At 52.2% G+C, this 11,689-nt stretch carries 10 protein-coding genes and 2 pseudogenes; 5 read left to right on the forward strand and 7 right to left on the reverse strand.

Features of this window, described 5'->3' with window-relative positions; genetic code table 11:
* The first annotated feature begins 28 nt into the window (after positions 1 to 28).
* The 3 genes and pseudogenes from HPC37_RS05960 (at position 29) to msrAB (ending at position 3,770) form a co-directional block, all read left to right on the forward strand.
* Positions 29 to 407, forward strand: a pseudogene (locus HPC37_RS05960) (YbaN family protein).
* 147 nt (positions 408 to 554) lie between these two features.
* Entirely contained in the window at positions 555 to 2,282 is a 1,728-nt protein-coding gene (locus HPC37_RS05965) for a protein-disulfide reductase DsbD (RefSeq protein WP_427915960.1), read from the forward strand.
* A gap of 9 nt (positions 2,283 to 2,291) precedes the next feature.
* Positions 2,292 to 3,770 carry a bifunctional peptide-methionine (S)-S-oxide reductase MsrA/peptide-methionine (R)-S-oxide reductase MsrB gene (gene msrAB / locus HPC37_RS05970; RefSeq protein WP_208122266.1) on the forward strand — a complete coding sequence of 493 codons (1,479 nt, stop codon included), beginning with the start codon at positions 2,292 to 2,294 and terminating at the stop codon, positions 3,768 to 3,770.
* Positions 3,771 to 3,811: 41 nt separating this feature from the next.
* On the opposite strand, the gene HPC37_RS05975 is transcribed toward msrAB, so the two are convergent.
* From HPC37_RS05975 to rpsF, 7 genes are all read right to left on the reverse strand, one after another.
* Entirely contained in the window at positions 3,812 to 4,216 is a 405-nt protein-coding gene (locus HPC37_RS05975) for a DUF2251 domain-containing protein (protein ID WP_208122267.1), read from the reverse strand.
* 102 nt (positions 4,217 to 4,318) lie between these two features.
* The gene (locus HPC37_RS05980) at positions 4,319 to 5,479 is read right to left on the reverse strand and encodes a globin domain-containing protein (protein WP_208122268.1); all 1,161 of its coding nucleotides are present in this window, start codon (positions 5,477 to 5,479) and stop codon (positions 4,319 to 4,321) included.
* Positions 5,480 to 5,553: 74 nt separating this feature from the next.
* Entirely contained in the window at positions 5,554 to 7,422 is a 1,869-nt protein-coding gene (gene gss, locus HPC37_RS05985; protein WP_208122269.1) for a bifunctional glutathionylspermidine amidase/synthase, read from the reverse strand.
* A 109-nt stretch (positions 7,423 to 7,531) separates the two neighbouring features.
* Positions 7,532 to 7,981 (reverse strand): 50S ribosomal protein L9, encoded by a 450-nt coding sequence (gene rplI, locus HPC37_RS05990; protein WP_208122270.1) that lies wholly within the window; start codon positions 7,979 to 7,981, stop codon positions 7,532 to 7,534.
* Positions 7,982 to 8,000: 19 nt separating this feature from the next.
* On the reverse strand, positions 8,001 to 8,228 hold the full coding sequence (gene rpsR / locus HPC37_RS05995; protein WP_208118732.1) for a 30S ribosomal protein S18: 228 nt from the start codon (positions 8,226 to 8,228) through the stop codon (positions 8,001 to 8,003).
* Positions 8,229 to 8,240: 12 nt separating this feature from the next.
* The gene (gene priB, locus HPC37_RS06000) at positions 8,241 to 8,567 is read right to left on the reverse strand and encodes a primosomal replication protein N (protein ID WP_208122271.1); all 327 of its coding nucleotides are present in this window, start codon (positions 8,565 to 8,567) and stop codon (positions 8,241 to 8,243) included.
* Positions 8,554 to 8,931, reverse strand: coding sequence for a 30S ribosomal protein S6 (rpsF, locus tag HPC37_RS06005; RefSeq protein WP_208122272.1), 378 nt, complete (start codon positions 8,929 to 8,931; stop codon positions 8,554 to 8,556). The genes priB and rpsF overlap by 14 nt, the downstream gene beginning before the upstream one ends.
* Before the next feature lie 394 nt (positions 8,932 to 9,325).
* Between rpsF and HPC37_RS06010 the strand changes: the two are divergent.
* Positions 9,326 to 10,902: pseudogene (locus tag HPC37_RS06010) on the forward strand (L-lactate permease).
* Positions 10,903 to 10,966: 64 nt separating this feature from the next.
* The gene (locus HPC37_RS06015; protein ID WP_208122273.1) at positions 10,967 to 11,686 is read left to right on the forward strand and encodes a (Fe-S)-binding protein; all 720 of its coding nucleotides are present in this window, start codon (positions 10,967 to 10,969) and stop codon (positions 11,684 to 11,686) included.
* Positions 11,687 to 11,689 lie beyond the last annotated feature (3 nt).

Below are 11,689 nucleotides of genomic sequence, written 5' to 3' on the forward strand. Positions count from 1 at the left end.
AATCCCTCAATCAACAGGCGAGAAGGTTATGCAAGCAGTTAAATGGCTCTATATTTTGCTCGGGTTTTTGTTTATCGGCCTAGGCCTGCTCGGCGCGGTGCTGCCCGTGCTGCCAACCACGCCGTTTTTGCTGCTCGCGCTCTATTTTTTTCGCCAAAAGCTCTGAGCGGCTGCACAGCTGGTTTTTGCAAACGGCGATTTATGACAAATACTTGCGCGAGTTTAACGAAACGCGCTCGATGACGTTGCGCGGGAAAATCAGCATTCTTGCTCTCTCTGGCGCGATGATGGCGGTGAGCTTTTGTTTCATGCCCACCATTTATGGTCGCATCGCCTTGATTTTGCTGATGATTGTGCAGTATTGGTTCTTCTTTTTTTGGATCAAAACCCGCAAGGATGACAGTTAGTCACTGTTTGTAACTATAAAGAGGTAAATTATCCACATTGGATTAAATCGCTGAAAACTTAAGACTCACGCGCAAGCTCGCAACCCCAATTTGTGTATAAATAGCCGTAAAACAATAACATTTGGATGGATTATGACCTTCTCTCGACTGACCGCACTTTTCACGTTTTGGCTCACGCTGCTGGCCAGCCTCACCGCGCAGGCGGGCTTTTTTGACCGCAAAAATGACTTCTTGCCCGCCGAGCAGGCCTTTGCCTTTTCAGCGCAAGTGAACGCGCAGCAAGCGCAACTGCACTGGCAAATTGCGCCTGAGTATTATTTATACGAAAAATCCATCCGCGTGACGGCAGGTGGTGCGCCGATTGGCGAGCTTGCCCTGCCGAAAAGTGAGCCCCATCACGATGACTTTTTTGGTGAGGTGGGGATTTATCGCGATGAGCTCAACATTAATGTGCCCCTGAGCCAAGCCGCCGGCCAACGTGAGCTGACGGTCGAATACCAAGGTTGCACCGCCAATTTTTGCTACCCGCCGCAAACTCAAGTGGTGATGCTCACGCAAGCCAGTGGCGAGCAAAGTGCGGTTGCCAGCACGCCAAACCAAATGCAGGGCAGTGATGCGGCGCACGCTAGCACGGAAATGCAAAGTACGGTTGACGCACCCGCGGCCGGTGAGTTGAACGTATGGTGGTTTTTTGTGCTTGGGCTTGGCTTGGCGTTCACCCCGTGCGTGCTGCCGATGTTGCCACTGCTTTCCTCCATTGTGATTGGCCAGCAGCAGCGCCCCAACACCACTCGCGCTTTGCTGTTGAGTATCAGCTATGTGCAAGGCATGGCCCTGACCTACACCGCACTTGGGCTGCTGGTGGTGTCGATCGGTTTGCCGTTTCAACAAGCGCTGCAAAGCCCTTATGTGCTAATTGGCTTTGCCGTGCTGTTTGTGATTTTAGCGCTCGCCATGTTTGGGCTGTTTGAGCTGCAGCTGCCCAATAGCTGGCAAAACAAACTGATGCAACTGAGCCAAAAACAACAAGGTGGCGCCTATGGCAGCGTGTTTGTGATGGGCATGATCGCAGGCCTTGTCGCCTCGCCGTGCATCAGCGCACCGCTGTCGGGCGCATTGCTGTATGTGGCGCAAAGTGGTGATTTTGTCCTCGGCGGTTTGGCGCTTTATCTGCTCGCGCTCGGCATGGGCGTGCCGCTGGTGCTGGTGACACTGTTCGGCAACGCCATTTTGCCAAAAGGCGGCGCGTGGCAAACCAAGGTGAAAACCGCCTTCGGCTTTGTGATGCTTGCCGTGCCCGTGTTTTTGCTCTCTCGCCTGGTGGATGAGCGCTGGGCGTGGTGCTTGTGGTCGGCGCTGGCGGTGAGTTTTTTGATGTGGTTGATTTTATCCCTGCCAACACGGCGCGTGTGGTTGTGGTTGAAGTTGCCGCTGTTTGCCTTGATGATTATGGCAGGCTACCCGCTGGCCCAGTTGGCTTGGCAGGGGCAAAGTGCGGTGCAAACTAAAGCACAACCGCACTTTACCATGATCGAAAGCGCAGACGATCTTACCCGCGTGCTCAAGGCCAACCCCGGCAAAGTGGCGATGCTGGATTTGTATGCTGATTGGTGCGTGGCGTGCAAAGAGTTTGATAAATACACCTTCCCTGACGCCGCGGTGCGTGCGCAATTTGACAATATGGTGCTGCTGCGCGCCGATTTGACCACCTCCAGCGCGGCCAATCGCACGCTGATGGAGAGATTCCAGGTGCTGGGGCTGCCAACCATTTTATTTTTCAGCCCACAAGGGCAAGAGCTGAGCGAGGCACGCGTCAGTGGCTTTATGCCGCCTGCGGCCTTTGCTGAGCATTTATCCCAACTTCACACGCAATAGAGGTGCGAGATGAAACGATGGAGCCTGCTTTTTCTTTTCTGGAGCGTGTTAATCGCCCCGTTGCAAGCCAGCCAAGCGGATGTGACGTTCACGGATATCCACGGCCAAGCGGCCACGTTGCTCGCCAGTGACAAACCAACTCTGGTGAAATTTTGGGCAAGTTGGTGCCCGCAGTGCTTGTCAGAGCTGGAAGAAACCGAGCAAATGCGTCATGATAACACTTTAAACGGCGTTCACATCACCACGGTGGCCACCCCTGGCGTATGGGGCGAAAAGCCCAAAGGCGAGTTTGAGGCGTGGTACAAAGGCTTGGATTTTGCCGCACCGCCTGTGCTGCTCGCTCAAGGCGCGCAGGTGGAAAGCTGGCTGAAATCCCTTGGGCTGAAAGGCTACCCAAGCTGGGGCGTGTTTGATGCCAAAGGGCAGCTGGTGCGCGTTATCACAGGCCACCTGGGTGCGGCGCAAGTGGCGCAACTGCAAGCGGATTTGCACGCAGACGTGCATCAGGTGCAACAGGCAAAAAAAGGAGAAAGTGCAATGGAGAAGAAAACCATTTATCTCGCCGGCGGCTGCTTTTGGGGGCTTGAGGCCTATTTTGAGCGCATTGACGGCGTGCTTGATGCCGTATCAGGCTATGCCAACGGCAACAGCGAAAACCCAAGCTATCAAGACGTGATCGCAGGCTCAGGCCACGCGGAAACCGTGAAGGTGGATTACGACCCGAGCAAAATCAGCCTGCATGATATTTTGCGCCGCTATTTCCGCGTGATTGACCCAACCAGCGTCAACAAACAAGGCAATGACCGCGGCGTGCAATACCGCACGGGCATTTATTACACCGATGAAGCAGATCGCGCACAAATTGAGCAAGACATCGCCGGTGAGCAGCAAAAACACAGCCAAAAAATCGTGGTGGAAGTGCAACCTCTGCGCCAATTTTTTGCCGCCGAGGAGTATCACCAAGATTATTTGCGCAAAAACCCTAACGGCTATTGCCACATTGACATCAGCCTTGCCGACAAGCCACTGGAGGCGGAAAAAGGGCAAAGTGCGGTTAAAAAGGACTACCGTGAGCAAAAATTGGGCCTAACCGATCGCCAGTTTTACATCACGCAACAAAACGGCACCGAGCGCGCCTTCAGCCATGAGTATGATCATCTCTTTGCGCCAGGCATTTATGTCGATATCGTCAGTGGCGAGCCGCTTTTTTCAAGCCGTGATAAATACGACAGCGGTTGCGGCTGGCCGAGCTTCACCCGCCCGATTGCGCAAAGTGCGGTGGTGGAAAAGGTCGACAAAAGCTTCAACATGACCCGCACCGAGGTGCGCAGCCATGATGCCGACTCCCACCTCGGCCACGTCTTCCCCGACGGCCCGCAAGACAAAGGCGGTCTGCGCTATTGCATCAACGGCACGGCGCTGAAATTTATCCCGCTTGAGGAGATGGACGCCCAAGGCTACGGCCAATGGAAAAGTGCGGTGGAATAAGCAAAACAAAAGGTGGCAAAAGCCACCTTTTTTGTGTGAAATTAGGCTTTCAAGCCCTCAACAAAGGCATCATCGAGTTTGCCGCGCGACCACATGGAGCCCAGCTCAGGCTCTGGGAAGTGGGAGTGGTTGTAGCCAATCAGTTTGGCAAAATCAAACGCTGCTTGCACTTGGCCATTGAGCAATAACACGGCGAGATTGCCGTCTTGCGACCAGCAGATTTGCAGCTGATTATCGGCTTGCAAAGTGTCGCTGAAGCTCTCGACGTTATACAAATGCAGCGCGTCCACCACGCTTTGCGCTTGGCGGGTGTCGAGGGCATAAAAATAACCGCTTTCGCCGTCGTCTTCAAACATCACGGCAAAGTGATCGTGCACGTTGGAGTGGGTGCCATTTTGCTTAGGGCTGCCGATGGTGTGTGTGTCTTCTAACGTGAGATAAAGCATAATGCATCCTTTTGCTGACTATTTTGCCAAATAATAGAGCAAATCCGCACAAATGCAAGCGCAAACCGCACTTTAGGCAAAGTGCGGTTGTGCAAAGCGCCGTTAGACCTCAATCAAGCTCATTTTAGGGCCGAATGGCTCAAAGAACACGCGGATGTTGTCTTGCTCCAGGGCTTTGATGTGATCACGCATCGCGTGCATAAAGTCCATCGAGCCGCACAAATAGACTTGCGCGTTGGCTGGAATCGCCTTGCGTAAAGCGTCACCATCCAAGCGGCCGTGGGTTTGGGTGTAGCGCGTGTCACTTAATTGCACGTTGGCGTTGGCCAGCAGCGCCTCGGTTTCAGCTTTGAACGCGTGGCTGGTCTCATTGCGGGTGGAGTGCAGCCACACCACAGGGCGAGCAGGGTTGAGTTTTACTTGCTCGGCCAGCATCGCCAAAATCGGCGTGATGCCCACCCCTGCGCTGATGAACACCACCGGCTCATCGCTTTGGCGCAGCACAAAATCGCCCGCCGGTGCGGAGAGTTTCAGCTCATCGCCGATGTTGACGTGATCATGCAAATAGTTCGATACCAAGCCTTTAAACTCGCCTTGGTTGTCGCGTTTGACGGCAAATTTCAGCCCCTGCTGCGGCTCAATGGCGCACAAAGAGTAGTGGCGCAGGGCAAGATTTGCCTCGCCTTCAGGCTGCACTTGCACAGTGATGTATTGCCCGGCGGTGATGGCAAGGTTTTCAAGCAGCGCATCGTTTTTGACGGTGAACTCCACCACATCTTGCCCCACTTCACGCTTGTCAACCACGGTGAAAGGCTGAAAGCCTTGCCATGCGGCGTTGTCATACATTTGCTGCTCCACGCCGATAAAGGCATCAGCAATCACGCCGTAGGCTTTGGCCCACGCGTCTAAAATCTCAGGCGTGGCGGCCTCGCCCAGCACTTCTTTGATGGCGCCAAGCAGGTGCTTGCCCACGATAGGGTAGTGCTCGGCGTGAATTTCCAACGCGCGGTGCTTGTGGCCGATTTGGATTACGTGGTCTAAAATGGCTTCTAGATTGTCAATGTGTTTGGCCGCCGCCAGCACTGTGGTGGCCAGCGCCGTTGGCTGCTGGCCGCGGGCTTGGTTGGTTTTGTTGAAAATGTTCAACAACTCAGGGTGGTCGTTGAACATATTGTGATAAAAGGTTTTGGTGATGGTGGTGCCGTGTGCTTCCAGTGCAGGCACGGTGGCTTTGATAATCTCGCGCGTTTGCGTGTCTAACATAATCACTCCATTAAGATGTAAAATAAATATTCCTTAATAGAATACGTAATTCGTCTTAAACACGCAAGCGCAAATTAACCCTCAAAAGTGCGGTCTTTCACCACGCGCAACGGGTGCATGTCTGAGCCACCGGTGATGACCAAATCGGCATCACCACGCAAGCAGGTGCCGCCATAATGCCCGCCAACGGTGAAAGTGCACAGCTGCAAGTGCAGCCCCTGAATGTTCGGCAAGCACCACAGTTGCTGGTAGATTTGCTCTTGGTGATCAAATCGCCCGCAGGTTTGGCCCAGCACGCTTTGGTTTTTGCCCACCAGTTGAATATTGCTGCCACAGCGCCCGGCAATGGGCTTGCAGGCGTAGCCTTCAGCGATGAGCTCGGGGGTGAGATCAAAGGCGGCATCAAGCAAATAGCGGTGGTGCGGGAAGAGCGACCACAACACAGGCAAAATCGCCTTGTTGCTAGTCACCACCGTCCACAGTGGCTCAAACACTTTGATTTCAGGGCGCAGTAGCACGTCAATCAACCGCACTTTGTGTTCTGGGTGGCCGGTGCGAATCGGTGGTGCGGCGTGTTGCGCTTCATACTCCTCGCGCAGCTGCTCGAGCACCGTTTCCCACGCCCAGGTTTTCCACACGCATTGAATCAGCCGCTGCTCGTTGTCCACCAAGCGCCCGCGACTGTCCCAGTGAATGTCGTCAAGGCCGTGCAAAATTTTGCTCTCAAAGCCCGCTTGGCTCAGCGCCTTTTGCATAAATAGCGCGTGGTAGTTCTCTTCGCTGTCGTTGTCTTGCATGATGTGGACAAAGCCGCTGGCGTCACTGTGCTGCCAGCAATCAGCAAGCATATTTAACAAATCATCGCCAGGGTCGCGCCCGCTCACAGTGCCCGCCTGCTTGGCCCAATCGCTGAGGATGCGGCCTGTTTCGGTGTGGCAAGAGGCGGAGTCAGCGTTGTATTCATAGACTTTCAAGCCACGTTCGTCCATGCAAAAATCGAGCCGGCCGGTGATCATTTGGTAACGCCGTGTTTGCCATGAGCGGCGCACCCGTGGCCATAAAATGCGCGGGATGTTGAAATGGGAGAGCAGCTCATCGCTTTGCATCACTTTGTCGGTGGCGTGCAGATACATCAAATGCAGCTCGTTGGTGGCGCGCACCAGCTCGTGAACCGCACTTTGCGAAATCGTAAAGTAGTCATACGGGCTGCCTGAGTTGATTTTATGCCCGTCCATCGCCTGCACATAGGCGTCAATCAGCGGCTCGTTTTGATTCAGCCACGCGCCGTCAAACTGGCCGCGGTTTTCAAGTTGCTGGGCGTGAATATTCAGCAAGTGCGGTGCAATGTGTGGCCGCGGCAGGCTGTGCGCGTTCGCCCCCGTTGGGATCATCCAGCCTAAAATGGCAGTGTCGTCAAAGGTGTCGTGCAGTGTGTAGCCGCCGTTTTCACGCGTTAACGGCAGCTCGCGCGTCCATTGCTGGCCAAAGGGCAGGCAGTGGTGAATCACATTTTGCTCGGCGATCCGCACTTTGTCTTCAAGCACCTCGGTGATGATCGCCACATGGCCGGTGTGTTTGAACTCGCCGCCTTCTTGCCAAATCAGCAAGCAGCCAGCTGCTGGTGGCTGTTGTGAGCCGTTAGCAAAGGCTTGCAGCGGCAATAGGGCGTCATTGATTACTTGGCGTACAAAACGCAGGGAGAAGATTTCATACGCCATCGCCACATCGGTGAAGACATAGCCGTAGTTGATGTATAAATAGCGCCGGGCAAATTCGACACATTGCCATTTGTAGCCCATGTATTCATGCCCGAGATAACTGCGAAAGGCGGCGTCGTCAGGGTAAAGTGCGGTGTCGACGCTGTCGTAGTCGCTGGAATAAATAGCCACGCCACCGGGGGCAAAGCCCAAAAGCGTGCCGAAAGGTTCAATGGTGTGCGACATAACAACTCCTTTAAGTTTTTGCGCAGTATACACCCAGTCGCGCCACTAGGGATAAAAAAATGCAATAAAAAACCCGAGGCAAGCTCGGGTTTTGTGCGTTGGCGTGGGCTTATTCAGCAACCACGTTAACGATAAGTTGTGTGAACACTTCACCGTGAAGTTGGAAGCGCACTTCGTGCTCGCCGATGGTACGCAATGGACCTTCAGACAAACGCACTTCGCTTTTTTCCACTTCAACACCTGCGGCTTTGATGGCGTCGGAGATATCACGAGTACCAATTGAACCGAACAGGCGGCCTTCGTCACCCGCTTTAGAGGCGATGGTAACAGAGCCGAGTGCTGCGATTTTCTCAGCGCGTTCTTGAGCTTGGGCTAATTCTTTAGCTACTTTCGCTTCAAGTTCAGCGCGGCGAGATTCAAAATGGGCAATATTTTCAGCCGTAGCCATAACTGCTTTCCCTTGTGGGATAAGGAAGTTACGCGCGAAGCCGGCTTTTACATTTACTTGATCACCGACATTGCCAAGGTGAACAATTTTATCTAAAAGAATAATTTGCATTACCGTATCCTCTCTTTAATTACTGATGATTGTCAGTGTACGGCAGCAACGCAAGGTAACGAGCGCGTTTGATAGCGCGGGCTAATTGACGTTGATACTTCGCACGAGTACCGGTAATACGGCTTGGAACAATTTTGCCGCTCTCTGTAATGTAGTTCTTTAACGTCGCGATATCTTTGTAATCGATTTCTTGTACGTTTTCCGCTGTGAAACGGCAGAACTTACGACGACGGAAATAACGTGCCATAGGGCTAGTCTCCTAATCTATAAATTCGATTTGCTCGGCATGTAACACCAACTGACTAAGTCCGTTTGCATTTTTATGGGTGGTTAAAAAACCACGGATAAAAAGGTGACTGCCGACCGTAATGCTTTGAGATTGTTTAATTAATTGAGGCCCACTTAAGGAAACTTTTATCCGACACCACGCAAGGCGGGGCATCTCGGCTTCCACTTGGCTTGAACGATGCTCAAGATAAAATTGGCAGTGTTCAATGCCGCTGGGGCTTTGTGATCGTTTCAGTTGCGAGCAAACATGTCCTGCAAGTTGAAGACGATTTTCAATCGTTAAATTACTCTTCAGCATCCTCATAATCGTTGTTAGCAACTTCAGCTGAAGCGCGACGATCGTCTTTCGCTTTAGCCATTGGGGACGCTTCTGTTACGGCGTGCTTAGTACGAATAATCACGTTACGCAAAATTGCATCATTGTAACGGAATGTGGTTTCTAGCTCGTCGATGACTTCTTGCGGTGCTTCTACATTCATCAGCACATAGTGTGCTTTGTGTAGTTTGTTGATTGGGTATGCCAATTGGCGACGGCCCCAATCTTCTAGGCGATGAATTTGCCCACCAGCTTCTTTTACAGCGCCAGTGTAACGCTCAATCATGCCTGGTACTTGTTCGCTTTGGTCTGGGTGGACCATAAAAACGATTTCGTAGTGACGCATTACTGCTGCTCCTTACGGGTTAATCAGCCTCCATGTAAGACCAGCCACATAATCTTTGGAAGCAAGGAACGAAAATGAATGTGGCTTAAGGGCGCAAATTATACCCGATGCGCCCGCACTCGACAAGCTTTTTTGCACATTGTGTGACCAATGCCAACCGCACTTGGCTTTTAAGGTTCATAAAACAACATTTCAAAAGCAAAAGTGGCGAAAAAGTTATCAAATAACGACATCTTTTTTTCATTTTGTGACGTGGGTTACATTTTGTACTATTGCACAAGTGCGCATCTTCGCTTATCGTTAGCCACCGAATGTTAAAAGTATGTTTTCTAAACGTAAAATAATTAACAAGAAAAAATAATTTTCACCATGTTCAACCTCAGAGGGAGATAGTATGGCGCTGTTTTTAAGCATTATTCCAATTGTGATTTTGATTTATATGATGGTCAAGCGCAACAGCTTGCCGTCGTATATCGCACTGCCAATTACCGCCGCGATTGTGTTGGCGATTCAAATTTTTATTTTCAAGAAGATTTCACCTTACTTGGCGCCAATATGGTCTCTGGCGTCATCGCGACCTTAACGCCGATCACCATCATCTTCGGCGCGATTTTGTTTAACCGCATGATGGAAGAAACCGGCTCTGTTAACGTGTTGCGCCATTGGTTGTCGAACATCAACCCAAACCCGGTGGCGCAGTTGATGATCATCGGCTGGGCGTTTGCTTTCATGATTGAAGGCGCCTCAGGCTTTGGTACACCGGCGGCGATTGCCGCACCGATTTTGGTGGGCTTGGGCTTTGCGCCGTTGCGCGTGGCGGTGTTCACCTTGGTGATGAACTCAGTGCCTGTGTCATTCGGTGCGGTGGGCACGCCAACTTGGTTTGGCTTTGCGCCACTCAACCTCGGCGAGCAAGCCTTGCTTGAAATTGGCGCGCAAAGTGCGGTCATCCACGCTTTTGCGGCACTGGTGATCCCGATCATTGCGCTGCGTTTTATCATCAGCTGGGCGGAGATTCGCCGCAATTTGGTGTTTATTTACTTAAGCATCTTCTCGTGCACCGTGCCGTACTTTTTGCTGGCGCAAATTAACTATGAATTCCCAGCCCTTGTCGGCGGTGCGATTGGCTTGTTGCTGTCAATCTTTTTGGCCAACCAAGGCATTGGCATTCAAAAAGTCCACGACGACAGTCAAGAGCGCGTGGCCTTTGGGGTGGTGTTCAAAGCAATGTTGCCCACCATGCTCTTGATTGGCATTTTGGTGATCACCCGCATTCACCAGTTCGGCATCAAAGGCTGGCTCAACGACACGACCGCACTTTTCACCTTGCCAATGGGCGCGCTAGGGCAGTTTGAAGTCAGCCGCGCGTTGATTTTCTCTTGGTTGAACATTTTTGAGCAAGGCGTGAGCGGCAGCTACCGCACGCTGTATGTGCCGGCGTTGATCCCCTTTGTGGTGACGGTGTTGATTTCATTTATGATTTTCAAACTCCAGCGTGGGCAAAAAAGCACTATTTTCACCGCCAGCCTCGCCCAAGTGCAAAAGCCGTTCCTCGCTTTGCTCGGTGCGTTAATCATGGTGAAGCTGATGTTAGTCGGCGGCGAGCAGTCCATGGTGCAAATCATTGGGCGCAGCTTTGCCCAAGCCACGGGTGAAAACTGGACCTTCTTCTCCAGCTACCTTGGTGCGATTGGGGCGTTCTTCTCCGGCTCCAACACGGTGTCGAACCTCACCTTTGGCGGCATTCAGTACTCGATTGCCCAAACCACGGGGCTTTCTGCCACCTTGGTGTTGGCCTTGCAATCGGTGGGTGGCGCCATGGGCAACATGGTGTGCATAAATAACATCATCGCCGTGTGTTCGATTTTGAATATGAAAAACCAAGAGGGCACAATCATTAAACGCACCGTGATCCCAATGTTTATTTACGGTGTGATTGCCGCATTGGTTGCTGTGTTGCTATTACGTTAAAATGCGGTGATAATAATGTTTTAAAGCGCACATTTTGTGCGCTTTTGCGAGTGTTGGAGGACAAATGAACGTTAATTTTTATGCAACTTGCATAGGCGATGCCGTGCGCGCCAATGTGGCCAAGCAAAGTGTGCTGCTGCTTGAGCAACTTGGCTGCGACATCACCTTTTTAGAGCGGCAAACCTGCTGCGGCCAGCCTGCCATCAACGGCGGCTATGTCAAATCTGCTTTTCCTGCGATGAAAAACTTAATCGAAACGTTTGAAGTGAATGATTACCCCATCGTAGCACCCGCGGGCTCGTGTGTTTATGCCATTAAAAACTATGGCGATTATCTCAAAGGCGATGGCGATTGGGCCGCACGCGCACAACGCGTGGCAGACCGCTTTTATGACTTGACCGATTTCATCGTCAATCAGCTCAACGTCACCAACGTGGGCGCCAAATTGCCAGGCAAGGCGGTTTATCACCCCTCATGCAGTTTGTTTCGCAAGCTTAATATTCAACACGAGCCGATCGCTTTGCTTGAAGCGGTCGAGGGCTTGGAGCTGCTGCCGATTGCCAACCAAACCACCTGCTGCGGCTTTGGTGGCACGTTCTCGGTCAAAATGGCCGAAATTTCAGGCGAAATGGTGAAAGAAAAAGCCGCTCACATTGAAGCGGTGCAGCCTGATTATTTGATTGGTGCCGATGTCAGCTGTTTGATCAACATCGGCGGGCGATTGCACCGCGAGGGCAGCCCAATCAAAGTGATGCACATTGCTGAAGTGTTGATGAGCCGTTAGGAG

The organism is Spirabiliibacterium mucosae (assembly GCF_014884965.1).
GTDB classification, from domain to species: domain Bacteria; phylum Pseudomonadota; class Gammaproteobacteria; order Enterobacterales; family Pasteurellaceae; genus Spirabiliibacterium; species Spirabiliibacterium mucosae.